This window comes from Streptomyces barringtoniae, from assembly GCF_020819595.1.
GTDB lineage: Bacteria > Actinomycetota > Actinomycetes > Streptomycetales > Streptomycetaceae > Streptomyces > Streptomyces barringtoniae.
Window position 1 is genome coordinate 163,800 of the sequence record NZ_JAJHNP010000017.1, and the last position, 24,757, is coordinate 188,556.

Consider the following 24,757-nt stretch of genomic DNA (forward strand, 5'->3'; position numbering starts at 1 on the left):
ACGGGACGGGCGGCCGGTGGGAGTTGTGGGTGCGAAAGGGTCGGTGAGGGCGGCGGTACGGCGCCGAAGACGACGGCGCGGGCGGTGCGAAGGGGTTGAGGGTGGTGGCCCGGGGCGCGTCGGTGGGGTGGCGGGGCGTAGGTGGCGGTGAGGGTCGTGACCGCGGGGGCGTGGGGAGGCTGAGGTCAGCCGTGCGGGTGGTGGGTGACGGCCGTGGCGTGGGGGCGCGAAGAGGTTGAGAGGGGTGGTGCGCGGTGGGCCGGTGGGCGTACCGGAGCGGAGGGGAGCTGGGAGGTGAAAGCCGAGAAGACCACGGGAGAGCCGCAGAGGCTGACACCAGCCGTACGTGCGGCTCGGAGTGGGCGGCGATGTGGGGCGGAGCGGAGGCACTGAGGGCGCTGGTGCGGGCGGTGCTGAGCGGCGGTGGTGCGGGTCGGGTCGTGAGGCCGGTGGTGTGGAAGGAGTGGCCGGTCTCGCAGGAGCGGCCGGTGGAGGACAGCGCGGGCGGCTCAGTACGGTCTGCGGCGAGGGCGGGTGAACGTGCGGGCCACGCAGGACGGGATCACCGCGCTCTCCTCGTGGTCGCGGGACCGGTATGCGCTCGGCGTCTCTCCGACCAGCTCGGTGAAGCGGGAGCTGAAGGAGCCGAGCGAGGTACAGCCCACGGCGAGGCACACCTCGGTCACGGTGAGGTCGCCCCGGCGCAGCAGCGCCTTGGCCCGCTCGATCCTGCGGGTCATGAGATAGCTGTACGGCGTCTCGCCGAAGGCCTTGCGGAAGCTGCGCTGGAAGTGCCCCGGCGACATGTGTGCGCCCCTGGCCAGCTCGGTCATGTCGAGCGGCTCGGCGTACTCACGGTCCATGCGGTCCCGTACGCGCCGCAGCCGTCTGAGGTCCTCCAGGGTCACGTCCACAGCTTGGCACAGGGCACTGACACCGGGAGATGCAACGGTTTCGCACAGGACTGCACAACAGGCTCCCCCATATTCGAGACGCCGTTCGCCTTCAGTTCTCCGCGCATTGGCCCGCCCTTGCTTGCCTTGGGGAATGGACCACATCACGTTCCTCGTGGCGGTCGTCATCGTCACGGCACTGGCGTTCGACTTCACGAACGGGTTCCACGACACCGCGAACGCGATGGCGACCTCCATCGCCACCGGCGCGCTCAAGCCGCGCGTCGCGGTTCTGGTCAGCGGAATCCTCAACATCGTCGGGGCCTTTCTGTCCACCGAGGTGGCCAGGACGATCTCCGGCGGGATCGTGGACGACACCCTGGTCAGCCCAGCGATGATCTTCGCGGGGCTGGTCGGTGCGATCCTGTGGAACCTGGTGACCTGGCTGGCCGGACTGCCCTCCAGTTCCTCCCACGCGCTCTTCGGCGGGCTGATCGGCGCGGTCTGGGTCGGTGCGGGCTCCCACGGCGTGCACTTCGACAAGGTCGTCGACAAGGTGCTGATCCCGGCCGTGGCCTCCCCGGTGGTGGCCGGACTGGCCGCCCTGTTCGCCACCTACCTCGCCTACAAGCTCTCCGCCCGCGCCCGGCAGGACTCGGTGACCCGGGGATTCCGCCTTGGCCAGATCGCCTCCGCCTCCCTGGTCTCCCTCGCGCACGGCACCAACGACGCGCAGAAGACCATGGGCGTCATCACGCTGACCCTGATCTCGGCGGGCGCGCTCGGCCACGACGCCGGCCCGCCGGTGTGGGTGATCGGCGCGGCCGGCCTGGCCATCGGCCTCGGCACCTATCTGGGCGGCTGGCGGATCATCCGCACCATGGGCAAGGGCCTGGCGGAGATCCAGTCGCCTCAGGGCTTCGCCGCCGAGACGGCCTCCACGGCCGTGATCCTCACCTCCGCCCACCTCGGTTTCGCGCTGTCCACCACGCAGGTGGCCTCCGGCAGCATCCTCGGCGCCGGTCTCGGCCGCCGGCTCGCCGAGGTCCGCTGGGGCGTGGCCGGTCGTATGGTGCTGGCCTGGCTGATCACCCTGCCCGCCGCCGCGCTGGTCGGCGGCCTCTCGGCGAGCGTGGTCAAGCACGGCGGCAATCTCGGTACGGCGGTCATCGCCCTGGTCGCCCTGGCCCTCGCCGTCGTCATCGTCGCCGCGTCCCGCCGCAATCCGGTGCGCGCCGACAACGTCAACGACCACCACGAGGTCACCCTCCGCACCCCGGCCCCGACGAACGTCGGCACGGCCGCCTGAACCTCCGGGAGCCCCCATGCATGTCGACTGGTCCGCCCTCGGCAACGTCGCCGCGGTCAGCCTCGGCGTCACGGTCGCCGTGGTCGTCGTCTTCACCTTCGGCGTCCTGGGCCTGTCCCGCGCCGAAGCCGACGGCGCCGGAGCCGGCCGCTCCGCCGCCGCGACCCTGGGCCGGCTCCAGGCCGCCCTGTGCTTCCTCGCCTGCGCGGCGGTGGTGGCGTACGGGATCTATCTGATCGTGCCGCAGTTCCACTGACGGACACGCAAGCAACAGCCACGCAAGCAACGGCAGGGGCCCGGTCGAGGGGAAACCGGCCGGGCCCTTTCACCGCGGTGTCCGCAGCCTCGCGCCTCTACGGCCCGCGCGGCCTCAGGCGCCGGAAGACCCGCCGTCGGTCTCCCGCTCCCTTTGGAGAAGGGGTGCGGTGGTGGCCCGCGGGATCAGATGGGTGGGCAGCACGATGTGCTGCTTGTGGTCCGACTCGGAGTCGTTGATCAGCTTCAGGGCCAGCCGGCCGGCCTCGCGTCCGATGTCCGAGGGTGACTGGGCGATGGTGGAAAGGTCGAACCAGTCGGCCACCGGCTGGTCGTCGAAGCCCAGGACGGACATCTGCTCGGGTACCTCGATCCGGGTCCGGCGCAGCGTCCGGATGACGGCGACGGCGACCTCGTCCTGTTCGGCGAAGACGGCGGTGGGCGGCTCGCGGAGGCTCAGCAGCCTGCCGAGCGCTTCGGTGGTGGCGCGTTTGTCGCCGACCGGCAGGGCGGCCACCAGGTCGTCGTCGAGCGGGATGCCCGCTTCGGTGAGCGCCTGCTGGTAGCCGAGCAGCCGTTCGTTGGAGCTGAAGGAGAAGCCGCTCGCGCCCACCGTCTTGATGAAGGCGATCCGGCGGTGGCCGAGGTTGAGCAGGTGCCGGGTGCCGTGCAGGGCGCCGGCCACGTCGTCGACGTACACGCTGGGGCGGCCGTCGACGTGCTGGCTGACGTAGATGACCGGCATGCCGAGGTTGTCCAGCCGTCCGGTCTCCTCCTCGGTGAGGTCGAAGGAGAAGACGAGCAGCGCGTCGGCGTTCCGGCGGGCGGGCAGCCGGTCGAAGAACGAGGTGCGCTCGGCGAGATCGGGGATCACATAGACGGTCAGCTCCATGCCCGCCGCCCGCAGCAGCGGGCTCAGGCTGGAGAGAGCCGCGCCCATGAACCAGGCGTTGAGCGTGGGGACGAGCACGGCCACGGTGCCCGTCTTCCCCGTGACAAGGCTTGCGGCCTGACGCGAGACGGCGAAGTTCAGTTCGCGGGCGGCCTGTTCGACGCGGGTGCGCACCTCCGGCGAGACGGTGCTCAGGCCGCGCAGGGTCCGCGAGACGGTGGAGGCGGATACCCCGGCCCGTTCGGCGACGTCAGCCATCGTGGGGTGTCGCTGAGCTGGTGGCATGTGCCGGACGGTAGCACAGGAGACCCCCGCGTAGAGCCCTGCCGTGACAGCGCTTTCACGGCTCTGATGCCCCGCCGTCCTCTCATTACCCAGAAGTAACGCATTGACTTCCGCTTACCCCGCTCCTAGCGTGCAAGCGTTGTCTCGGCCGGGTCAAAGTCGCTCCCCGGACGCTCGCTGCAGCCGCTTTGACCTGCGTGTTTGATCAAGATGTTGCTGTGACAACGCAGTCTCACAACAGAGTCGCCTTCGGTTCCGCACGACCAGGAGAGACAGACAGTGAAGACCAGAACAGCCAGAGCCCTTCGGTGCTCGGCCGCGCTCGCCGCCGCCGGACTCCTCCTCGCCGCCTGCGGCTCGTCCGACGACGGCGGTTCCGCCGGGCAGTCCGGGACCACGTCGTTCACCGGCCGCGGTCCCATCACCTACGTGGCCGGAAAGGACACCACCGGCGCCGTACAGCCGGTCCTCGACCGCTGGAACAAGCTGCACCCGAAGGAGAAGGTCACCTTCATCCAGCTGCCGACGGACGCGGACGCGCAGCGCCAGCAGATGATCCAGAACGCCGAGACGAAGTCCGACGCCTACACGGTGCTCTCCCTGGACGTCGTGTGGACGTCGGAGTTCGCCGCGCACCAGTGGATCGACAGGCTCCCCGAACAGCAGTTCCCCCTGGGGAAGATGCTGAAGCCGGTGGTGGAGACGGCGAGGTACCGCGGCGGCCTGTACGCGGCCCCGGCCAGCTCGGACGGCGGCCTGCTGTACTACCGCAGCGACCTGCTGAAGCAGGCCGGAGTCACCAGGCCCCCGGCCACCTGGGCCGAGATGAAGGCCGACTGCGCCAAGGTGAAGAAGCTGCCCGCGGCCAAGGGCGTGTCCTGCTACGCCGGGCAGTTCCAGAAGTACGAGGGCCTGACGGTGAACTTCTCCGAGGCCGTGAACTCCGCGGGCGGTGTCGTGACCGACGCCAACGGCAAGCCCGACGTGGACACCCCCGCGGCGAAGAAGGGCCTGGACTTCCTCGCCGGCTCCTTCAAGGACGGGACGATCCCCAAGGAGGCCATCACCTACCAGGAGGAGGACGGCCGCCAGGCGTTCCAGGCCGGCAAGCTGGTCTTCCTGCGCAACTGGCCGTACATGTACGCGCTCGCCGGCAAGAGCAAGCTGGCCGGCAGTTACGCCGTCGCGCCGCTGCCCGGTCTGAACGGTCCCGGCTCCTCCAGCCTGGGCGGCCACAACCTGGCCCTGTCGTCCTTCGCGAAGAACAAGGCGACGGCACTGGACTTCATGAAGTTCTTCAGCGGCGAGGACACCGCGCGGACCTTCCTGGAGAAGGCCTCCCTCGCCCCGCCGTACACCGGCCTGTACGACGACACGTCACTGGCCCGGCAGTACCCGTACCTCCCGGTCCTCAAGCAGTCGATCCTGCGCGCCGTACCGCGCCCGCGGGTGGTGAGCTACGGCGATGTGACCTCGGCCGTCCAGCAGGAGGCGTACGCCGCGCTGACCGGCACCAAGAGCAGCGCACAGGCGCTGAAGGACCTGCAGCGGGAGCTGCAGAAGTCCACGGCGCAGTGAGGAGCGGGGCCATGACCGACGTCGAGATCCCGACCGGAACCGCCGCAGCCGAGGCCCGCCGCCCGTCCCGTACACCGGTGAGGGGCCTGCGCACCCGGTCCCGCGCCACGGCCGGCTCGGGGCGGATGGCGGCCCTGCTGGTCTCCCCGACACTCCTGGTGCTGATGATCGTCGTGCTCTACCCGACGGTCATGGCACTGCGGGAGTCGTTGTACGGGCCGAAGGGCCTCGACCCGAAGACCGGTTTCATCCGCAGCACCGAGCCGTTCGTCGGGCTGAAGAACTACGCCGACATCCTCGGCGCCGCCGGGGACCGGTTCTGGAACGCCTTCTGGAACACCACCTTCTTCACCGTCGTCACCGTCGGGCTGGAGACGGTGATCGGCGTGGCCATGGCCCTGATCATGCACCGGGCGTTCAGCGGCCGGGCCCTGGTCCGGGCGGGCATCCTCGTCCCCTGGGCGGTGCCCACGGCCATCTCCGCCCTGCTGTGGCGGTGGATCTTCAACAGCGACGGCATCGCCAACGCCCTGATCGGCCACCAGATCCTGTGGACCACCGAGGGCTTCCACGCCAAGGTCGCGGTCATCGTCGCGGAGGTGTGGAAGACCGCCCCGTTCATCGGGCTGCTGGTCCTGGCCGGGCTGCAGGTGATCCCGAACGAGGTCTACGAGGCGGCCCGCATCGACGGCGCGAGCGCGCTGCGCCGGTTCTGGCACATCACGCTGCCCCTGGTGAAGCCGGCGCTGCTGGTGGCGATGCTGTTCCGCTGCATGGATGCACTGCGGATGTTCGACCTGCCGTACATCCTGATCGGCGCGCAGAAGAACTCCGTGGAAACGCTGTCCATGCTGGCCCAGAACGAGGCGTCCAACGTCCGCTTCGGCCCGGCCTCCGCCTACGCCGTCCTGCTCTTCCTCTACGTCTTCCTGGTCGCGCTCGCCTTCGTACGGCTGCTGGGCGCCGATCTGGTCGGCGGCACCGCAGGCGGCCGCCGCAAGAGGACCGGGCTCTGGTTCCCGCGCCGCGCGGAGGTGACGGTATGACAGCCATGACGTCCAGGGGGACCACCGCGAAACGACGCGGCCGGCTGCTGTACGTGGGGGTCGCCGCGGTGGTGGCCTACTGCCTGGCGCCGTTCTACTGGATGCTGGTCTCCAGCCTGCGCCGCACCTCCGACATCTTCGACACCTCGCTCGTCCCGTCCCCGGTGTCGTTCGAGAACTACCGTTCGCTGTTCGGCGCCTCCCAGGGGTTCACGAGGGCGCTGCTCAACAGCCTCGTCGTCGCCGGCATCACCACCGTGCTGGCGCTGCTGCTGGCCACGTTCACCGCCTACGCGATGGCGAGGCTGGAGTTCCGTTTCAAGCGGCTGATACTGACCCTCGTCATCGCCACCTCGATGTTCCCGGTGGTGTCGATCGTGGTCCCGCTGCTGAAGCTGTTCACGGACATCGGCTGGATCAACACCTACCAGGCCATGATCGTGCCGAGCATGTCCTTCGCGCTGCCGCTGGCGGTGTGGAACCTGACCACGTTCTTCCGGCAGATGCCGGACGAGCTGGAGCACGCCGCCATGGTCGACGGCTGCACCCGGGGCCAGGCCTTCCGCAAGGTCATCATCCCGCTCGCCGCGCCCGGCATCTTCACCACCGCGATCATCACGTTCATCGCGGCGTGGAACGAGTTCCTCATCGCCCTGTCGATGACCAACCGGCCGGACATGCAGACCGCACCGGTCGCCATCTCCAAGTTCACCGGCGCCACGACGTACGAGACCCCGTTCGGCAGCCAGATGGCCGCGGGCGTCCTCGTCACGATCCCGCTGGTGGTCATGGTGCTGCTCTTCCAGCGCCGCATCGTCGCCGGCCTGACGGCCGGTGCCGCGAAGTAGACCCTCCCACCGAGAAGGAACAGCATGCCCGGTACCGCACCCTGGTGGCGCAGCGCCGTCATCTACCAGGTCTACATCCGCAGCTTCGCCGACGGCAACGGTGACGGCATCGGCGACATCGCCGGCATCCGCTCCCGCCTGCCGTACCTGAAGTCGCTGGGCGTCGACGCCCTGTGGATCAACCCGTGGTACAAGTCGCCCATGGCGGACCACGGTTACGACGTGGCCGACTACCGCGCGATCGACCCGCTGTTCGGCACCGTGGCCGAGGCCGAGCAGCTCATAGAGGAGGCCCACGGGCACGGGATCCGCATCATCCCCGACATGGTGCCCAACCACACCTCCGACCGGCACGCCTGGTTCCAGGCGGCGCTCGCGGCCGGACCGGGCAGCCCGGAGCGCGAACGGTACGTCTTCCGGCCCGGCCGCGGCCCCGACGGCGCCCTGCCGCCCAACGACTGGGTCTCCTCCTTCGGCGGCCCGGCCTGGACCAGGCTGCCCGACGGGGAGTGGTACCTGCACCTCTTCGCCCCCCAGCAGCCCGACCTGAACTGGCAACACCCCGAGGTGCGGGCCGAGTTCGAGTCGGTCCTGCGGTTCTGGTTCGCCCGGGGCGTGGACGGCTTCCGCATCGACGTGGCGCACGGCCTGATCAAGCACCCCGAACTGCCCGACCTGCCACCGCGTCCGGCCGGGGTCGGCCGGCGCCGGCAGCACCTCGACCACCCCCACTGGGACCGCGACGAGGTCCACGAGATCTACCGCGCCTGGCGCAAGGTGGCCGACGAGTTCCCCGGCGACCGGTGCTTCGTCGCCGAGGCCTGGGCGGACACCCCCGAGCGGCTGGCCGCCTACGTCCGCGCGGACGGCCTGCACACCGCGTTCAACTTCGACTTCCTGATGTCCCGTTGGGACCCGAAGGACCTGCGCGCGGTCATCGACGACTCCCTCGCCATGCTCGGCGCGGTCGGCGCGCCCGCCACCTGGGTGCTCTCCAACCACGACGTCATGCGCCACGTCAGCCGCTACGGCCGCAGCGCGGCCCGGCGCTGGGTGGCCAACGAGCGCTACGAACCCGAAGGCCCCCTCGACCTCGAACTGGGCACCCGGCGCGCCCGTGCGGCCGCCCTGCTGATGCTCGCCCTGCCCGGCGGCGCCTACGTCTACCAGGGCGAGGAACTCGGCCTGCCCGAGGTCGAGGACCTCCCCGACTCCGTCCTCCAGGACCCCGTCTGGGAACGCTCCGGCCACACCGACCGCGGCCGCGACGGCTGCCGGGTGCCGATCCCCTGGTCCGGGCGGACGGCACCGTACGGCTTCAGTCCCGAGGACGCCTCCGCCGCGCCCTGGCTGCCGCAGCCCGCGGACTGGGCCGCGCGCACCGTCGAGGCGCAGAGCGGCGACCCGACCTCCATGCTGGAGCTCTACCGCACCGCCCTGCGCCGGCGCCGCGAGCACCCCGCCCTCGGCGACGGCACCCTCACCTGGCTGGACGCCCCGGCGGGAGTCCTCGCCTTCCGCCGCGACCCCGGCTTCGTCTGCGTGGTCAACCTCTCCGCCGAGCCTTACCCGCTGCCCGCCCACACCGAGATCCTGCTGTCCGGCGAACCCGTCGAGGACGGCTTGCTGGGCCCGGACCAGGCGGTGTGGCTGGCGGTGTAGGGCCGCTCCGTTCTCCGAAGGCGCGTCAGTGTGCGTCGCAGACGCCCTGATGGTGGCCGAGTGCGGTGTCGCGGACCTTCTGGTCGCTCCACGAGGCGAACCGTCGGCGATCGAGCCGCTCGGGCTCCACGAGTAGGTCGCCGGTCTTCAGAAGCATGTTCGCGAGCTGGCGGCCGACGCCGCCCGCGTGCGTGACCCAGGCCTCGGCGCACCACAGGCCCTCCACCCCGGTCGGCCCGACCAGCGGGAGTTCGTCCGGGGTCAGCGCGAACACGCCGTTGAGCCGCCGCCCCAGCGGCGCCGACCGGAAGGCCGGCACGAGGGGGGCGGCTTCACGGAGGGCGGCACCGAAGCCGGTCTCCCGGAAGGGGGGTTCGGCGGAGGCGAGCGCGGCTGACGGGTCCAGCGGGAGCGGTGCACGCCCACGACTCGCCCGTCCTGCATCTCCAGCGCGCGCACGGGCGTGCCGAAAAGACCGCACCCGGTCCGTCATGGACGCCGTGTTCGGCGGCCTGCGGACCGGGTGCGGACAGGGAGGCGCTGCGATCAAAGAAACCGCAGGTCAGAAGGCGTAGGAAAAGATCAGGCCTTCTTGGTCTCCCAGAAGATCTTGTCGATCTGGGCGATGTAGTCCAGCGCCTTCTGGCCCGTCGCCGGGTCGGTGGACGCCTTGGCGGCCGAGAGGGCCTTCAGGGTGTCGTTGACCAGCTGGTGCAGCTCCGGGTACTTCTCGAAGTGCGGGGCCTTGAAGTAGTCGCTCCAGAGCACGGAGACGTGGTGCTTGGCGAGCTCCGCGCGCTGCTCCTTGATGACGGTGGCACGCGCCTGGTAGTGGGGGTCGTCGTTGCCGGCCATCTTCTCCTGGACGGCCTTCACCGACTCCGCCTCGATGCGGGCCTGGGCCGGGTCGTACACGCCGCAGGGCAGGTCGCAGTGGGCGCTGACCTTGACCTTGGGGGCAAACAGGCGGGAAAGCATGGAGCATTCCTTCCTCGTGATCGTCTTCTCAGGTGCGACATTACTCCCTGAGGAAGGCGATTTCTCGGGTGCCCCCTAGGGCTTAGGACAAAAGTCCAGGGTCAGACTGAGACTGGTGGAGGAACGGACCGGGGAGGTGCCGGGGATGCCGGAGCTGTCGCAGGAGACCGAGCGGGGGAGGACCGTGGCGCCGTTCGGGGTGGCGGAAGTGACCGGGCCGTCCATGGTGCCCACGCTCCGTCACGGGGACCTGCTGCTCGTGCAGTACGGCGCGTCGGTCAGGGCGGGGGACGTCGTGGTCCTGCGGCATCCGTTCCAGCAGGACCTGCTCGTCGTCAAGCGGGCCGTGGAGCGCCGCGAGGGCGGCTGGTGGGTGCTCGGGGACAACCCGTACGCGGGCGGGGACAGCACGGACTACGGCGTCGTACCCGACGAGCTCGTCCTCGGGCGCGCGCGCTTCCGGTACCGGCCGCGGCCCGCCGGTCAGCGCTCGCCGCTGGCGCTGGTGCGCTGGGCGCTCTCGGCGGCGAGGCCGCTGCTGCCCGACCGGTCGGCCTCCAGGCGCTTGCGGGCCCGGTAGGCGGCCACGTTCGCGCGGGTCGCGCAGCGGTCGGAGCAGTAGCGCCGGGAGCGGTTGGTGGAGGTGTCGAGGTAGGCGTTGCGGCAGGGGGCCGCCTCGCACAGGCCGAGGCGGTCGACGCCGTACTCGGTGAGGTGGAAGGCCAGGCCCATCGCGGCGATCGCCGCGTAGCCCGCAGTGGCGTTCGACGGGTGGTCGGCCAGGTGCATGTGCCACAGCGGGCGGCCGTCCTCGTCCCGGTGGTCGTGGCCCGAGATCTGCGGCGACACCGGGAACTCCAGCAGGAGTGAGTTCAGGAGGTCGACGGCCAGCGTCTCGTCGCCCTCGTCCGCCGCTTCGAAGACGGCGCGCAGACGGGCGCGCACCGAGCGGAAGCGCGTGACGTCGGCGTCGGTGGCGCGGCGGGCCGCCGACATGTCACCGAACAGGTCGCGGACGGCCTCGACCGAGGTCAGCGAGTCCTTGCCCCGGGCCGGTTCCTCGCTGTTGACGAGACGGACGGCGTAATCCGAGTAATAGGCCAGTTCCACTTGTAGTCCTTACGGGGGCGCTTTATGGTCGTGTCTGCGGTCGGGTAACAGCCGGTCGTGCTTCCAGGGTATTACGCAGACAAGGGGGACAGACATCATGACGATGAGCACGGGCACCGACTGGGCCGCCTGGCAGGAGAGCTGGGACCGGCAGCAGGAGTGGTACATGCCGGACCGGGAGGAGCGGTTCCGGATCATGCTCGACATGGTCGAGGCGCTGGTCGGCACGGCGCCGCGCGTCCTCGACCTCGCCTGCGGCACCGGCAGCATCACCGCCCGGCTGCTGCAGCGCTTCCCGGAGGCCACCAGCACCGGCGTCGACCTCGACCCGGCCCTGCTCGCCATCGCCCGCGGCACCTTCGACGGCGAGGAGCGGGTCTCCTTCGTCACCGCCGACCTCAAGGACCGCGACTGGCCGGCGAAGCTGCCGTACGACTCCTACGACGCCGTCCTGACCGCCACGGCCCTGCACTGGCTGCACAGCGAACCCCTCGCGGCCCTCTACGGTCAGGTCGCGGAGCTGGTCCGCGACGGCGGTGTCTTCATGAACGCGGACCACATGATCGACGACAGCACGCCCCGGATCAACGCGGCCGAGCGCGCCCAGCGGCACGCCCGCATGGATCAGGCCAAACGCGACGGTGCCCTGGACTGGGCCGAATGGTGGCAGCTCGCGGCGCAGGACCCCGTCCTCGCCGAGCCCACCGCCCGCCGCTTCGAGATCTACGGCGAGCACGCCGACGGGGACACGCCCTCGGCCGCCTGGCACGCGCGCACGCTGCTGGCGCGCGGCTTCACCGAGGCCCGGCCGGTGTGGTGCTCGCCGTCGGACACGCTGCTGCTCGCCGTCAAGTAGGCGGGCATGTGCGAGGGGCGGTACGGGAGTCCGTACCGCCCCTTCCCGGCGCGGTCAGAGAACCTTCGACAGGAACGACTGCGTCCGCTCGTGCTGAGGGTTCGTCAGGACGTCGCGCGGATGGCCCGATTCGACCACCACGCCCTCGTCCATGAACACCAGACTGTCGCCCACCTCGCGGGCGAAGCCCATCTCGTGGGTGACGACTACCATGGTCATGCCGGACTCGGCGAGGTCCCGCATGACGTCCAGGACGTCACCGACGAGCTCCGGGTCCAGGGCCGAGGTCGGCTCGTCGAACAGCATCAGCTTCGGGTCCATCGCCAGGGCCCGGGCGATCGCCACCCGCTGCTGCTGGCCGCCGGAGAGCTGCGAGGGGTAGTGCCCGGCCCGGTCGGCCAGACCCACGCGCTCCAGCAGCTGCATGGCCCGCTCCCGGGCCTGCGCCTTGTTCACGCCCTTGACCTGCACCGGCGCCTCCATGACGTTCTCCAGCGCCGTCATGTGCGGGAACAGGTTGAAGCGCTGGAAGACCATGCCGATGTCCCGGCGCTTCATGGCGACCTCGCGGTCGCGCAGTTCGTACAGCTTGTCGCCCTGCTGGCGGTAGCCGACCAGCTCGCCGTCGACGTACAGCCGGCCGGCGTTGATCTTCTCCAGGTGGTTGATGCACCGCAGGAACGTCGACTTGCCGGAGCCGGAGGGGCCGATCAGGCAGAACACCTCGCCCGGCCTCACCTCCAGGTCGATGCCCTTGAGCACCTCGACATGGCCGAAGGACTTGTGCACGCCCTGCGCCCTGACCATGGGGACCGCGCCCCGGGGCGGGGTGTCCTGCGTCTTGCTCAGCTTGCCGGTCATGCGCTCACCGCTCCCTTCGGACGGCCCAGGGAGAACATGTTCGCCCTTACCCTCTGCCACGGGGTCGGCGGCAGCTGGCGGCTGGAGCCGCGGGCGTAGTGGCGCTCGATGTAGTACTGGCCGACGCTCAGCACCGAGGTCATGATCAGGTACCAGGCTGCGGCGAGGAAGTACATCTCCACCGGGGCACCGGAGTTCTGGCCGATGTCCTGGGCGTAGCGGAACAGCTCGGGGTACTGGACGGCCGCCACGAGCGAGGTCGTCTTCAGCATGTTGATGACCTCGTTGCCGGTCGGCGGCACGATCACCCGCATCGCCTGCGGGATGATCACCCGGCGCAGGGTCCTGCCGTGGCTCATGCCCAGCGCGTGGGCCGCCTCGGTCTGGCCCTCGTCCACCGCGAGCAGGCCCGCCCGGCAGATCTCGGCCATGTACGCCGCCTCGTTCAGGCCCAGGCCGAGCAGCGCCGTCAGCAGCGGCGTCATGAAGTTCGACCAGTAGTCCTTGTAGAGCGGCATCAGGTTGATGTACTCGAAGACCAGGCCCAGGTTGAACCACAGGAACAGCTGGACCAGGACCGGGGTGCCGCGGAAGAACCAGATGTAGAACCAGGCGATGGACGAGGTCACCGGGTTCTTCGACAGCCGCATCACGGCGAGGACGATGCCGCCGACGATACCGATCAGCATCGACAGGACCGTCAGCATGAGGGTCTTGTAGACACCGGTCGTGATCCGGTGGTCGAAGAAGTACTCCGGCACCGCATGCCAGTTGATCCTGCCCTGGCTGAAGGCGTAGATGATCGCCACGAGGATGCCGATGGCGATGAGGGCGGATATGTACCGCCCGTAGTGCCGGACCGGGACGGCCCGGATGGCCTCCGGGCCGCCGGCCGGGGCAGCGGGGCCTTCCCCGGCGCTCTTCCCGGCGCCCTCCCCGGCCGTCTTCTCGATGTCAGTCACGGATGTTGCCTCTCGGTGGCCGCTTCTGCCTCTGCTGCTTCCGCGGGTCACTTGCCGCCGTTGATCACGGACTCCTTGACGGCGCCGTCCTGGGCGCCCCACTTCTGGAGGATCTTCGCGTACTCGCCGCTCTTGATGACCGCGTTCATCGCGGCCTGCAGCGCGTCACGCAGCTGGGCGTCCTTCTTGGCCACGGCGATGCCGTACGGGGCCGCCTCGACCTGCTGGCCGACGATCTGGAAGTCCTTGCCGCCGCCGGAGGTCTTCACCGCGTACGCCGCCACCGGGAAGTCGGAGGACGCCGCGTCCACACCGCCCGAGCGCAGCCGGGTCTGGGACTGCTGGTCGTCGTCGAAGGGCTCGATGGTGAGCTTCTTGCCGCTCGGACACTTCTTGGCCTCCTGCTTGGCCAGGTCCTCCGAGACGGTGCCGCGCTCCACGGCGATCTTCTTGCCGCACAGGTCCGACCAGCCGTTGATGCCCTGGGTGTCGCCCTTGCGGGTGTAGATGGAGACACCGGCGGTCAGGTAGTCGACGAAGTCGACGCCCTCGCCGACCTTCTTGCCCGTGTCCGGGTCGACGCCCTCCTGGCGGTTCTTGTTGTCGGTCATGGCCGACATGGCTATGTCGTAGCGGCCGGAGCGCAGACCGGTGAGCAGGGCGTCGAAGGTGCCGTTCTGGAACTCCAGCGTCACACCGAGCTGCTTGCCCATGGCGGCAGCGAGGTCCGGGTCCAGGCCGACGGCCTTGCCGGAGGAGTCCTTGAACTCCACCGGGGCGTACGCGATGTCCGAACCGACCTCGATCCTGCCCTTGTCCCGGATCTCCTTGGGGAGCTTGTCGGCCAGCGGGGCGCTGCTGACGGAGGCGCCGGAGTCCTTGCTCTTGTCCTTGGTCTGGTCACCGCAGCCGGTGAGCAGCAGGGCGCCCGCGACCGCGATCACACCGGCCGCTGCCAGAGGGGAGCGGGCGGCGGTCGTACGACGGGTGGAGCTTGCGGTCATCGTGGTTCCTCCGGCGGATGGGAAGAGGCCGATGGGTAGCGAGAACACACACCCTCGGGTGTCGCGACCTCGTGGGTTTACCGCATCTTGCCATTCGGACTACGCCATTCAGGGGCGTCGCCATGTCAAAATCACATAACGGGTCACCCCCGAACCGCATCAGGTCGGTACATCCTTGGTCGTTCACCTTCGGACCATCTGCGGGAATCCAGCCCTCCGGCCGGAAAATCTTCGGTGCGTCTCACGATGCGGTCGGCGCGGTCATCGGCCTGCCAGGGGCTTCACATGCTCGGCGCGGTTGTCAGCCGCGCGTCATCTCGCCGTGGCTTTCCGGTTCCGAGATGTGACCTTGCACCTAATGGACTCGTCGTGGGTACCGTCCGTCCGGTAAGAAGGTTCTTTACACCCCTCATCCGGGGCTCAGGGCGCGTGTGCGGCGCGCCCGTCGCGTATGGCCCGTACGTATCAGCAATCGGGCGGTACGCGGTGCCCGCCCACCCCTCACCAGGAGTGGTCGACCCTCAAACCATGCATACCTAAGGGGTAAAACGAAGTGGCAGCGGAGATCGTCAATCCTCGCAGCGACAATACGGACCAGGACGGCGGGGCCGAGCCCCTCGATTCCTTCGATCCGGCATTCGCGCTGCACCGCGGCGGCAAGATGGCCGTGCAGGCCACCGTGCCGGTCCGCGACAAGGACGACCTTTCCCTCGCGTACACGCCCGGCGTCGCGCGCGTGTGCACCGCGATCGCGGAACAGCCGGAGCTGGTCAACGACTACACATGGAAGTCCTCCGTGGTCGCCGTCGTGACCGACGGTACGGCCGTGCTCGGACTCGGGGACATCGGTCCCCAGGCCTCCCTCCCCGTGATGGAGGGCAAGGCGATCCTGTTCAAGCAGTTCGGCGGCGTCGACGCGGTGCCGATCGCGCTCGACTGCACCGACGTGGACGACATCGTCGAGACCGTCGTCCGGCTCGCCCCGTCCTTCGGCGGAGTGAACCTGGAGGACATCTCGGCACCCCGGTGCTTCGAGATCGAACGCCGGCTCCAGGAGCGCCTGGACATCCCGGTCTTCCACGACGACCAGCACGGTACGGCCGTCGTGACGCTCGCGGCGCTGCGGAACGCGGCGCGGCTCAGCGGGCGGGAGATCGGGCAGCTGCGGGCCGTCATCTCGGGCGCCGGCGCGGCCGGTGTCGCCATCGCCAAGATGCTGGTCGAGGCCGGCATCGGGGACGTGGCGGTGGCGGACCGCAAGGGCGTCGTGTCGGCCGACCGGGAGGACCTGACCCCGGTCAAGCGGGAGCTCGCGGGCTTCACCAACAAGGCCGGCATCACCGGCTCGCTGGAGGACGCCCTCGCGGGCGCGGACGTCTTCATCGGCGTCTCCGGCGGTACGGTCCCGGAGGAGGCCGTGGCCTCCATGGCCAAGGGTGCCTTCGTGTTCGCGATGGCCAACCCGAACCCCGAGGTGCACCCGGAGGTCGCGCACAAGTATGCGGCCGTGGTCGCCACCGGGCGGTCCGACTTCCCGAACCAGATCAACAACGTGCTGGCGTTCCCGGGCATCTTCGCGGGCGCGCTGCAGGTGCGGGCTTCTCGGATCACCGAGGGGATGAAGATCGCTGCGGCGGAGGCGCTGGCCGCGGTGGTGGGGGACGACCTCGCCGCCGACTATGTGATTCCTTCGCCGTTCGACGAGCGGGTCGCTCCTGCGGTCACGGCGGCGGTTGCGGCTGCCGCGCGGGCCGAGGGTGTCGCTCGTCGCTGACGTTGCGCGGAAAAGGCCCCGTCCGTTCGGACGGGGCCATTTTTCACTCTCCCGCCACCCGTTCAGGTGCTGCAGAGGCACCTTTGAGAGCGTGGGTGCTGGACTGCGCCGCATGGGTGCCGTCACGCAAGAGGGCATGTGTCACAGCGCCGTGCAGTTCCGTCGGCTGCACGGCGCACCTATCGTCAAGGTCATGTTCGCTGTCTACGCCGCCCGAATCGACCGCGACCAGCCGCTCAACGGCCTGGAGTTGGGGGAGCTTCCGGCCCCCGAGGTCCGGCCCGGCTGGAGCACCATCACGGTGCGCGCCGCCTCCCTCAACCACCACGACCTCTGGTCCCTGCGGGGCGTCGGCCTCGCGGAGGACAAGCTGCCGATGATCCTCGGCTGCGACGCCGCCGGCGTCGACGAGGACGGCAACGAGGTCGTCCTGCACTCCGTCATCGGCCAGACCGGCCACGGCGTCGGCCCGGACGAGCCGCGCTCCATCCTCACCGAGCGCTACCAGGGCACCTTCGCCGAGCAGGTCGCCGTACCGACCTGGAACGTGCTGCCCAAGCCCAAGGAGCTGTCCTTCGCCGAGGCCGCGTGTCTGCCGACCGCATGGCTGACGGCGTACCGGATGCTGTTCACCAACGCCGGGGTACGACCCGGTGACTCGGTCCTCGTGCAGGGCGCGGGCGGCGGTGTCGCCACGGCCGCGATCGTGCTCGGCAAGGCGGCGGGGCTGCGCGTCTTCGCGACCAGCCGGGACGAGGCGAAGCGGAAGCGGGCGCTGGAACTCGGGGCCGTGGAAGCGGTGGAGACGGGGGCACGGCTGCCGCAGCGGGTGGACGCCGTCATCGAGACCGTGGGCGCCGCGACCTGGTCCCACTCGGTGAAGTCGCTGCGGCCCGGCGGGACGATCGTCATCTCCGGTGCCACCAGCGGGGACCGGCCCTCGCACGCCGAGCTGACCCGGATCTTCTTCCTGGAGCTGAAGGTCGTCGGCTCCACCATGGGCACCAAGGATGAGCTGGAGGACCTGCTCTCGTTCTGCGCCGCTACCGGGGTGCGGCCCGTCATCGACGAGGAACTCCCGCTGGACCGCGCCCGCGAGGGCTTCGAACGGCTCGCGTCCGGCGAGCAGTTCGGGAAGATCGTGCTCACCAACTCCTGAGGTCTTCCAGGCAGATGGGCTGTGGGGCGGGTCCGGGTGTCCGGGCCCGCCTCTTGCGTGCGGGTGATGTCAACTGTGGTTGACATTTCGAGCCTGTCAACATAGGTTGACACCATGACCGAGGCAACCGATCTCGCCGAGCGCGCCGGTGACCGAGATCCACGGGTCGGACTGCGGGCCGTGGCCGCGCTGCGCAGGCTGCTGGAGCAGCTGGAGGCGGTACAGGTGCGCAGTGCGCGCAATCAGGGCTGGTCGTGGCAGGAGATCGCCGCGGAGCTCGGAGTCAGCAGGCAGGCCGTGCACAAGAAGTACGGGAGGCAGTGATGTTCGAACGCTTCACCAAGGACGCCCGTGAGGTCGTGAAGGACGCGTTCGTCCACTGCGAAGGTTCGGGTGAACAGGCCGTAGGCGCCGAGCACCTGCTGCTCGCCCTTCTCGACCGGGAGGGCAGCCGTGCCTCCTTCGCGCTGGCCGCGCTGGGGCTCGGGGAGCGCAAGGCGTCGGTACGGCATGCGCTGGAGGAGGCGCGGCGGCGGGCCGGGCTGTCGCGGGCCGACTCGGACGCGCTGGCGGGGCTGGCGATCGATGTGTCCGAGATCGTCGCCCGGGTCGAGGAGGTGCACGGCGTCGGGGCGATGTCCGGCGCCCCGGAGGACCGGCGCCGGTGGTCCGGGCGACGGCCGGGCTTCGGCCGGAGCGCCAGGAACGTCCTGGAGAGGGCGCTGCGGGTCGCCGTCGGCCACCGCGACCGATACATCGGGGACGAGCACCTCCTGCTCGCGCTGACCGTCCTGCCCGGGGTGGTGGGCGAGGTGCTCGCCGACCACGGGGTGACGCACGCGTCGGTGACCCGTGTGCTGTACGGCGCGGGAGAGGCCCAGGCCGGCTGAGAGCCGCCCAGGACGGTCAGGCCTCCGGTGCCGGCCGTCCTGGGCGGGGTTCTCAGGCCTTTGAGGTCCGCCGCCGCGCTCCCGCCGGTCGGGTCTTCGGCGCCTGCCGCTTGCTCTCGCCGGTCGGCCGCTCGGCGTCCGGCACCTTGCTGCCGCCTGGTCAGGCTTTCGGTGCCTGCCGCTTGCTCTCGCCGGTCGGCCGCTCGGCGTGCGCCGCCTTGCTGCCGCCCGGTCGGGTCTTCGGTGCCTGCCGCCTGCTGCCGGCCGGTCGGGTCTTCGGCGTCTGTCGCCTGCTCCCGCCGGTCAGCCCCCTGGCGTCTGCCACCCTGCTGCCGGCCGGTCGGGTCTTCGGCGCCTGCCGCCTGCTGCCGGCCGGTCAGCCCTCGGCGTCCGCCGCCCTGCTGCCGCCTGCTGCCACAGGTCAGCCCCTCGGCGTCCGTCACCCGCTGCCGCCCGGTCAGGTCTTCGGGGTTCGCAGGAGTGCGCCGATGTGGGCCGCTGCCGTGGAGAGGTGGTGGCGGGCCTCCCGGAGCTGGGTGGGGGTGACTCCGTGGTCGCGGGCCGCGTCGCGGATGTCGTCGCGGAAGCGGTCCAGGAGGCGGTCCAGGTCGCGGGCCGGGTCGCCGGTGGCGTCCTCGTGGGCCCAGGTGGGTTCGTACTCGGCCGGGAAGTCCTCGACGGGAGAGACGTAGTGCGCGTCCGACGGTGCCGCGGCCGGCTTCGGGGCCGGTTCGCCGGGGGTGCGGGGGGAGCCCCAGTTCTTGCCGAAGTCGCCCAGCTCCCTGGCCAGTTCGGACAGGCCCTCGCGGACGCCCGTCGGCCAGTCGCCCTGGGCGAAGTGGTCCTGCACGCGGTCCTGCACCTGGCGGGCGATGCGCTGCATCTCCTCCTGCGCCTGGGCCCGCGCCCGCGCCTGCGCCTCCTGGGCCTGGCGGCGGGCCCGCTGGGCCTCCTCACGGGCCCGGCGGCTCTCGTCCTTGGCGCGGCGGGCCTGGTCCTTCCACTCCTGCCTGGCTCGGCGCATCTCCTCCTTGGCGGCTCGCCAGGCCTCCTTGTCGCCGAGGTCGCCGTACTCCCCGAAGGGGCCCGCGGCGGCGCCCGCCTTTGCGCCCCGGCGGGCCTCGGAGGCGGCCGCGCGCATCTCGCGGCGCAGATCGCCGGCCGCGCCGCGCACATCGGCCCTGATCTCGGCGGCCAGTTCCGCGACCGACTCGCGGATCTCCAGCTCCAGGTCGGCCAACTCCTCGCTGCGGTCGGCGAGTTCGGCGCGGCCCGCGTCCGTGATGGCGTACACCTTGCGGCCGCCCTCGGTGGTGTGCGTGACCAGCCCCTCGGCCTCCAGCTTGGCCAGCCGGGGGTAGACGGTGCCCGCCGAGGGGGCGTACAGCCCCTGGAAGCGCTCCTCCAGGAGCCTGATCACCTCGTAGCCGTGGCGCGGAGCCTCGTCCAGCAGCTTGAGCAGGTACAGGCGGAGGCGCCCGTGGGCGAAGACGGGGGGCATGTCAGAGCACCTTCTTGTCGGTCGTGCCGTCGGCCGGGGTGCCGGCGCCGCCGGGGGCGTCGGTGTCCTGGCCGGAGAGGGAATTGTCCCCCGGAACGGCCGGGGCGCCGGCGGCGGGGGTGGCGCCGGGGTCCCGTGGCGGCGCGGAGGGGCCGGAGGGCTCTGCGGGCCGGGCCTCCCGCGGGGTGTCCGCCTCGTCCTCGCGCGGCGGGCGGCGCAGCAGGGCGATCGAGCCGGAGACCGTGGTGGCCCGGAGCCTGCCTGTGCCCGCGCCGAGCCGGCCGGTGATCTTGTGGGCGCCCCACTGGCCGTGCACCCGCAGTCCGTCGAAGGCGTTGGAGATCGTGCCGCTCGCGGTGTTGGCCTCCACCTCGGCGTCTCCCGGGTGCGGCAGGCGGATGGCGATCTCGCCGGAGACGCTGGTGAGGCCGACCTCCGTCGGGCCGTCCGGGTCCAGGTCGACGATCATGGAGCCGCTGACGGAGTCGGCGCGGACGGAGCGGCCGGAGCCCTCGACCACCGTCAGGTCTCCCGAGACCGAGTTGAACCGCAGGTCGCCGGTGACCGCCTGGGCCTCCACGTTGCCCGACACGGTGTCCGCGCGGACCGGGCCCGAGACGCCGACCAGGGTCGTGTCGCCGGTCACTCCCTTGACCACCGCCGGGCCGCGGATGCCGGAGACGACCGCGCCGGCGCCGACCACGCCCACCTCCACGCGGGTGTCGGCGGGGACCGCCAGGGAGACGACCGCGCTGCGGCGCCAGCCCTTGCGGTCGAGCCACTTGAGGAAGCCCTTCCAGGGCAGGTCCTCGTAGGCCACCGTGAGGGTGTCGTCCTCCTGGGTGACCACCAGGGGTGGGCCTTCGAGCTCCGAGATCTCGAGGCGCGCGGAACCTTCCTCCGTGCCCACCACGTTCACCGTTCCGTTGACGATGCGGACCCGCAGGTCGCTCACGCGGGTGTCGAACGTCAGCTTCTGGGGCTCCTTGACGGACCACTCGGGCATGGGTGACCTCCTAGGCCGGGCACGGTTCAACACGCCATATCGCGTCCTCTGCAAAACACGATATATCGCGGCTGTCGGAAGTCAAGCCACCCTTTCGTGTGAGCGGTGCCGCGGGGCCTACCCTGGACATGTAGGCCCGTCCCCGTCAGGAGCGAGAGTTGTACTTCACCGACCGTGGCATCGAGGAACTGGAGAAGCGGCGCGGCGAGGAGGAGGTCACCTTCGAGTGGCTCGCCGAGCAGCTGCGGACGTTCGTCGATCTCAACCCGGACTTCGAGGTGCCGGTGGAGCGGCTGGCGACCTGGCTGGCGCGGCTGGACGACGAGGACGACGAGTAGGCCGGACGCATAGTCCTGGAACCACGGTGGGTATTAGCCTCGTCGCTGTTGAAGTGGGCGCCGTCCAGGGTCGGTCGACCTGACGGCTCGGGTTCTGCGGGGGGAGCGGAATGAGTCACATCCAGGACATCGAGCTGCCGGACGGCACGGTGGTCACCGCCCGGATCGGCGCGGGTGAGGCGTACGACGACCAGGAGGACGTCGGTTTCACCGAGGCCGCCGTCGCCAAGGTCGAGCGGCTCCAGGAACTGATCAAGGCCGTCGGAGGCAGCGTTCTCGAGGCCGCCCGCGCCGCCAAGCCGCAAGAGGCCTCCATCAGCTTCGGCGTGGAGCTGACCGCCAAGGAGGGCCTGGCCGTCGCCGTGCTCGCGCGCGGGGAGGCCAAGGCGTCCCTGGAGGTCACCCTCACCTGGCAGTTCGATCGGGGAACCGCGGGGGAGGGCGAGGACGGAACGGTCGGCGCATGAGCGAGCGCGACGACCGTCTCTTCGATCTCGTCCGGGCCGCCACCGTCCATTTCCTCCCCGCCGACGGGAAGGACGGCCCTTTATGGGGCAGCGGTTTCTTCGTCGCGCCCGGCTGGGTGCTCACCGCCGCCCATGTGCTGCGCCCGCACCTCGTGGCGGACCGCACGACCGTCTTCCGGGTGCGCGGCGAGGGCATCGAGGCCGAGGCCCGCCTCGCGCAATGGCTGCTGACCGATCCACGCAGCAACAAGGTCCCCATGGCCGAGGACCTGGCCCTGGTCCGGCTGGCCGACGAGCACCCGCACGAGTGTGTGTGGCTCACCGACCGGGCCGCCCGCCACTCCGGCGCACTCAAGGCCTGCGGGTACTACCCGGGCCCGCCCGAGGCCCACTTCCGCATCGTGGACGCCGAGATCAACGGCCACGAGGACACGTACGGGCTGATCATCAAGCCCGACATCGACTTCCCGAGCGGCATGTCGGGCGGCCCGCTGCTCGACCCCGGCACGGGAGCCGTCGTCGGGCTGATCAAGTCGCGGCGCAAGGAGAAGGACGGCGGCAAGGCGGTGGCGATCGCCGCGCTGCGCCGGTTCGGGGAGACGTACCGCGAGGTCATGACCGCCCACGACCGCTGGCACGGCGAGGAGCCGGTCTCGGAGACCGGGGACAACTGGATCGACCTCCAGTGCGGCCCGGCGGCCGACCCGGGCGCGGTCTGGACGCCCCGCGACCGCCGCAAGGCGCTCGCCCTGCTCGCCGCGCTGCCGCACCCGCCCGACGAGCCCACCGTCAAGCTCATCGCCAAGGAGGCCCGCAGCGGCAACCAGTGGCCCGGCGGCACACCCGAACTGCGCACCTGGCGCGACGGCCTCGGCCTGCTCTACGAGGGCACCGCCCCGCTCGACCCGCTCGTCTTCCTGCGCTACCTCAGGCTCGTGGAGGCCCACGCCTGCGCGCGCGACGCCGGGAGTCCCCTCCTGGCCGGCTGGATCACCAAGCGGCTGCGTCACGACACCCGCCGGCACTTCCACGCCATGGTCCGCGACGTCACCCTCCCCGACGAGCTCCGGCCCCGCCCCGAGGGCAAAGGCCCCGAGCGCGTCGTGATCTCCTACCCCGGCCCGGGCGACGGCCCCGTCGTGGCCCTGCTGCTCGACCCGGTGATCGGCGCGCAGCCCGTCCGGTTCTTCTGGCAGATCTGGTACGACGACGGAGACGGCCTGCCCGAGGTGCACGAGACGGACTCCTCGGTGCACGGATACCGGCCCGACGAACTCGTCCAGGCACTCCGTGTCCCCCTCGGCGGACTTCTGGAGTCCAAGGACCGGGAGGGCCACCCCGTACCGCTCGAGGTCGCTCTGCCCGCCGAGCACTTCGACACCGCCGTGCACCGCTGGCGATTCGCGGACATCGCCGCGCTGAACGACCCCGGACACCTGGGCGCGCGCCGCCGCCTGGTGCTGCGCGCCCTTGAGCGCCGGGGAGATCCGGACAATCTCTGGCTCGACCGCTGGCGGCACATGGCGGGCGGACGCCGCTTCCAGGGCTGGCGCATGCCCCCGCCGGGCGCCGTCGACCCCTCCGGCTACCGCACCGCCGAGCGCGACCGCATCCCCGTGATGTGCCGCCCCGCCGGACAGGGGCCCGGGCGGGTCGCCATGAAGCACGCGCTGAACAGCGGCCACGCCGTCGCGCTGTGGCACATCGGCCCGCACCCGGAGCGTGGCGTATGTCTGCCGGAGTGCGACACGCTGCACGCGCGCGTGGAGAAGTTCCTGGAGACGCTCGGCTCGCTCGCCGAACTCCCCGACCGGCTGCGGATCGTCCGGCAGGACATCAGCGAACAGCACCCCGACAGCACCTGGGCCGAACCGCTCGCCCTGCTCTACGACGACCCGCGCCGGCCTCTGCCGGGCGAGGAGACCGATCCGGTGGACGCGCCGTGAACACCGTCGAGGGCTGGCCGAAAGCACCCGGGTACCACGGCCGGTCCGGGTATGTTCCCAGGGGCCCGTTGCGGGCGCACAACGCCCCCGTCGGCCAGGACGTGGAATACCACCGACCGTCGGCGAGGAGCGTGTCATGAGCGAGTGGTTCGTCTACCAGGGCATCGGGCAGCCCGATCCGGCCAGGATCGACGCGCTGCCGGAACCGCCGCCCTGGCGGAGGTTCGACGCTCCGCCCGTCGACTACGAGGTCCCGGAGCTCGACTCCGCCACCCATCGCAGGCTCGGCGAGCGTACCGTCCCGTTGCCCGTCCAGGACCCCGACGCCCTCGAACTCGTCAACGCCGCCCTGTACCTGAGGCGCCCCCTGCTCGTCACCGGCGAGCCCGGCGTCGGCAAGTCCACGCTCGCCCACTCCGTCGCCTACGAACTCGGCCTCGGCCGCGTCCTGGAGTGGCCCGTCGTCAGCCGCAGCGAACTGCGCGACGGCCTCTACACCTACGACGCCATCGGCCGTCTCCAGGACGCCCAGCTCCCCGGCGAGGCCGCCGCCCAGGACATCGGCCGGTACATCAAGCTCGGCCCGCTCGGCACCGCGCTGCTCGCCGCCGACAAGCCCCGGGTGCTGCTCATCGACGAGCTCGACAAGAGCGACATCGACCTGCCGAACGACCTGCTGAACGTCCTGGAGGAAGGCCGCTTCGCCATTCCCGAGCTGGAGCGCATCGCCGACCGCGCCCCCGAGGTGCGGGTCCTCACCCACGACGGCCGCCGCGTCACCGTGCGGGAGGGCCAGGTCCGCTGCCGCGCCTTCCCGTTCGTCGTCATGACCAGCAACCGCGAGCGCGAGTTCCCCGCCGCCCTGCTGCGCCGCTGCATTCCGCTCGACCTGAAGGCCCCGCGCGACGAGCGCCTCGCCGCCCTCGTCCAGGCCCACTTCGGCCAGGGCGCCTACGACGCCAACCACGATCTCGTCGACCGCTTCACCCAGGCCGAGGCGGACGGCGCGCTGCGCCCCACGGACCAGCTCCTCAATGCCATCTTCCTCGCCCAGCACGCGGCCCGCGAGGCCGGCCAGCGGCGCGAGGAGATCTCGGAACTGCTGATGCAGCCCCTCGACCGAGGACCGCGCTAGCC

The 24,757-nt window shown here is 70.8% G+C and carries 26 protein-coding genes; 16 read left to right on the forward strand and 10 right to left on the reverse strand.

Going from position 1 to position 24,757, the window contains the following annotated elements; genetic code table 11:
• Positions 1 to 509 precede the first annotated feature (509 nt).
• Positions 510 to 908: a helix-turn-helix transcriptional regulator gene (locus LMU33_RS28330; protein ID WP_228623449.1), complete on the reverse strand. Its 399-nt coding sequence runs from the start codon at positions 906 to 908 to the stop codon at positions 510 to 512.
• Positions 909 to 1,047: 139 nt separating this feature from the next.
• On the opposite strand from LMU33_RS28330, the gene LMU33_RS28335 reads away from it, so the two are divergent.
• Both LMU33_RS28335 and LMU33_RS28340 read left to right on the forward strand, forming a co-directional pair.
• Positions 1,048 to 2,202, forward strand: coding sequence for an inorganic phosphate transporter (locus tag LMU33_RS28335; protein WP_228623450.1), 1,155 nt, complete (start codon positions 1,048 to 1,050; stop codon positions 2,200 to 2,202).
• Between the two features lie 16 nt (positions 2,203 to 2,218).
• The gene (locus tag LMU33_RS28340) at positions 2,219 to 2,458 is read left to right on the forward strand and encodes a hypothetical protein (protein ID WP_228623451.1); all 240 of its coding nucleotides are present in this window, start codon (positions 2,219 to 2,221) and stop codon (positions 2,456 to 2,458) included.
• A gap of 114 nt (positions 2,459 to 2,572) precedes the next feature.
• Here LMU33_RS28340 and LMU33_RS28345 read toward each other — a convergent pair whose 3' ends face one another.
• Positions 2,573 to 3,607 carry a LacI family DNA-binding transcriptional regulator gene (locus tag LMU33_RS28345; protein ID WP_228623484.1) on the reverse strand — a complete coding sequence of 345 codons (1,035 nt, stop codon included), beginning with the start codon at positions 3,605 to 3,607 and terminating at the stop codon, positions 2,573 to 2,575.
• 306 nt (positions 3,608 to 3,913) lie between these two features.
• Between LMU33_RS28345 and LMU33_RS28350 the strand changes: the two genes are divergently transcribed.
• The 4 genes from LMU33_RS28350 to LMU33_RS28365 are packed head-to-tail and all read left to right on the forward strand — an operon-like array spanning position 3,914 to position 8,768.
• Positions 3,914 to 5,212 carry an ABC transporter substrate-binding protein gene (locus LMU33_RS28350; protein WP_228623452.1) on the forward strand — a complete coding sequence of 433 codons (1,299 nt, stop codon included), beginning with the start codon at positions 3,914 to 3,916 and terminating at the stop codon, positions 5,210 to 5,212.
• Between the two features lie 11 nt (positions 5,213 to 5,223).
• A complete protein-coding gene (locus tag LMU33_RS28355) occupies positions 5,224 to 6,258 on the forward strand; it encodes a carbohydrate ABC transporter permease (protein WP_228623453.1) in 1,035 nt (344 codons plus the stop codon).
• On the forward strand, positions 6,255 to 7,106 hold the full coding sequence (locus LMU33_RS28360; protein ID WP_308280815.1) for a carbohydrate ABC transporter permease: 852 nt from the start codon (positions 6,255 to 6,257) through the stop codon (positions 7,104 to 7,106). Before LMU33_RS28355 ends, LMU33_RS28360 begins: the two co-directional genes overlap by 4 nt.
• A 24-nt stretch (positions 7,107 to 7,130) precedes the next feature.
• On the forward strand, positions 7,131 to 8,768 hold the full coding sequence (locus tag LMU33_RS28365) for a glycoside hydrolase family 13 protein (RefSeq protein WP_228623454.1): 1,638 nt from the start codon (positions 7,131 to 7,133) through the stop codon (positions 8,766 to 8,768).
• 25 nt (positions 8,769 to 8,793) lie between these two features.
• On the opposite strand, the gene LMU33_RS28370 is transcribed toward LMU33_RS28365, so the two are convergent.
• Positions 8,794 to 9,087, reverse strand: a complete 294-nt coding sequence (locus tag LMU33_RS28370; protein ID WP_228623455.1) for a hypothetical protein — start codon at positions 9,085 to 9,087, stop codon at positions 8,794 to 8,796.
• Between the two features lie 263 nt (positions 9,088 to 9,350).
• Positions 9,351 to 9,746, reverse strand: coding sequence for a superoxide dismutase, Ni (gene sodN / locus LMU33_RS28375; RefSeq protein ID WP_064535234.1), 396 nt, complete (start codon positions 9,744 to 9,746; stop codon positions 9,351 to 9,353).
• A 145-nt stretch (positions 9,747 to 9,891) separates the two neighbouring features.
• On the opposite strand from sodN, the gene sodX reads away from it, so the two are divergent.
• Positions 9,892 to 10,326: a nickel-type superoxide dismutase maturation protease gene (sodX, locus tag LMU33_RS28380; RefSeq protein ID WP_228623486.1), complete on the forward strand. Its 435-nt coding sequence runs from the start codon at positions 9,892 to 9,894 to the stop codon at positions 10,324 to 10,326.
• Here sodX and LMU33_RS28385 read toward each other — a convergent pair.
• A complete protein-coding gene (locus LMU33_RS28385) occupies positions 10,230 to 10,856 on the reverse strand; it encodes a CGNR zinc finger domain-containing protein (protein ID WP_228623456.1) in 627 nt (208 codons plus the stop codon). The genes sodX and LMU33_RS28385 overlap by 97 nt on opposite strands.
• A gap of 97 nt (positions 10,857 to 10,953) precedes the next feature.
• On the opposite strand from LMU33_RS28385, the gene LMU33_RS28390 reads away from it, so the two are divergent.
• Complete coding sequence (locus LMU33_RS28390) at positions 10,954 to 11,712, forward strand: class I SAM-dependent methyltransferase (protein WP_228623457.1); 759 nt, start codon at positions 10,954 to 10,956, stop codon at positions 11,710 to 11,712.
• Positions 11,713 to 11,766: 54 nt separating this feature from the next.
• Here LMU33_RS28390 and LMU33_RS28395 read toward each other — a convergent pair whose 3' ends face one another.
• Genes LMU33_RS28395 through LMU33_RS28405 form a run of 3 tightly spaced genes read right to left on the reverse strand, consistent with a single transcriptional unit; the run spans position 11,767 to position 14,539 of the window.
• Positions 11,767 to 12,573, reverse strand: coding sequence for an amino acid ABC transporter ATP-binding protein (locus LMU33_RS28395; RefSeq protein WP_308280816.1), 807 nt, complete (start codon positions 12,571 to 12,573; stop codon positions 11,767 to 11,769).
• Entirely contained in the window at positions 12,570 to 13,535 is a 966-nt protein-coding gene (locus tag LMU33_RS28400) for an amino acid ABC transporter permease (protein WP_372478067.1), read from the reverse strand. The genes LMU33_RS28395 and LMU33_RS28400 overlap by 4 nt, the downstream gene beginning before the upstream one ends.
• Positions 13,536 to 13,582: 47 nt before the next feature.
• The gene (locus tag LMU33_RS28405) at positions 13,583 to 14,539 is read right to left on the reverse strand and encodes an ABC transporter substrate-binding protein (protein WP_228623458.1); all 957 of its coding nucleotides are present in this window, start codon (positions 14,537 to 14,539) and stop codon (positions 13,583 to 13,585) included.
• A 553-nt stretch (positions 14,540 to 15,092) separates the two neighbouring features.
• Here LMU33_RS28405 and LMU33_RS28410 point away from each other — a divergent pair.
• From LMU33_RS28410 to LMU33_RS28425, 4 genes are all read left to right on the forward strand, one after another.
• The gene (locus LMU33_RS28410; protein ID WP_228623459.1) at positions 15,093 to 16,313 is read left to right on the forward strand and encodes an NAD(P)-dependent malic enzyme; all 1,221 of its coding nucleotides are present in this window, start codon (positions 15,093 to 15,095) and stop codon (positions 16,311 to 16,313) included.
• A 193-nt stretch (positions 16,314 to 16,506) separates the two neighbouring features.
• Positions 16,507 to 17,472, forward strand: coding sequence for a zinc-binding dehydrogenase (locus LMU33_RS28415; RefSeq protein WP_228623460.1), 966 nt, complete (start codon positions 16,507 to 16,509; stop codon positions 17,470 to 17,472).
• A 114-nt stretch (positions 17,473 to 17,586) separates the two neighbouring features.
• Positions 17,587 to 17,796, forward strand: a complete 210-nt coding sequence (locus LMU33_RS28420) for a helix-turn-helix domain-containing protein (protein ID WP_018571396.1) — start codon at positions 17,587 to 17,589, stop codon at positions 17,794 to 17,796.
• A complete protein-coding gene (locus LMU33_RS28425) occupies positions 17,796 to 18,362 on the forward strand; it encodes a Clp protease N-terminal domain-containing protein (protein WP_228623461.1) in 567 nt (188 codons plus the stop codon). The genes LMU33_RS28420 and LMU33_RS28425 overlap by 1 nt, the downstream gene beginning before the upstream one ends.
• A 457-nt stretch (positions 18,363 to 18,819) precedes the next feature.
• Here the strand turns inward: LMU33_RS28425 and LMU33_RS28430 are convergent, their stop codons facing one another.
• Both LMU33_RS28430 and LMU33_RS28435 read right to left on the reverse strand, forming a co-directional pair.
• Positions 18,820 to 19,863, reverse strand: a complete 1,044-nt coding sequence (locus tag LMU33_RS28430) for a PadR family transcriptional regulator (protein ID WP_228623462.1) — start codon at positions 19,861 to 19,863, stop codon at positions 18,820 to 18,822.
• 1 nt (position 19,864) lies between these two features.
• A complete protein-coding gene (locus LMU33_RS28435) occupies positions 19,865 to 20,869 on the reverse strand; it encodes a DUF4097 family beta strand repeat-containing protein (RefSeq protein ID WP_228623463.1) in 1,005 nt (334 codons plus the stop codon).
• 158 nt (positions 20,870 to 21,027) lie between these two features.
• Between LMU33_RS28435 and LMU33_RS28440 the strand changes: the two genes are divergently transcribed.
• The 4 genes from LMU33_RS28440 to LMU33_RS28455 all read left to right on the forward strand — a co-directional run bounded on the left by LMU33_RS28440 (position 21,028) and on the right by LMU33_RS28455 (position 24,755).
• The gene (locus LMU33_RS28440) at positions 21,028 to 21,207 is read left to right on the forward strand and encodes a DUF6104 family protein (RefSeq protein ID WP_003992906.1); all 180 of its coding nucleotides are present in this window, start codon (positions 21,028 to 21,030) and stop codon (positions 21,205 to 21,207) included.
• A 110-nt stretch (positions 21,208 to 21,317) separates the two neighbouring features.
• Complete coding sequence (locus LMU33_RS28445) at positions 21,318 to 21,674, forward strand: CU044_2847 family protein (RefSeq protein ID WP_228623464.1); 357 nt, start codon at positions 21,318 to 21,320, stop codon at positions 21,672 to 21,674.
• Positions 21,671 to 23,620 carry a VMAP-C domain-containing protein gene (locus LMU33_RS28450; protein WP_228623465.1) on the forward strand — a complete coding sequence of 650 codons (1,950 nt, stop codon included), beginning with the start codon at positions 21,671 to 21,673 and terminating at the stop codon, positions 23,618 to 23,620. Before LMU33_RS28445 ends, LMU33_RS28450 begins: the two co-directional genes overlap by 4 nt.
• Positions 23,621 to 23,756: 136 nt before the next feature.
• Positions 23,757 to 24,755 carry an AAA family ATPase gene (locus LMU33_RS28455; protein WP_228623466.1) on the forward strand — a complete coding sequence of 333 codons (999 nt, stop codon included), beginning with the start codon at positions 23,757 to 23,759 and terminating at the stop codon, positions 24,753 to 24,755.
• The last annotated feature ends 2 nt before the right edge of the window (positions 24,756 to 24,757 follow it).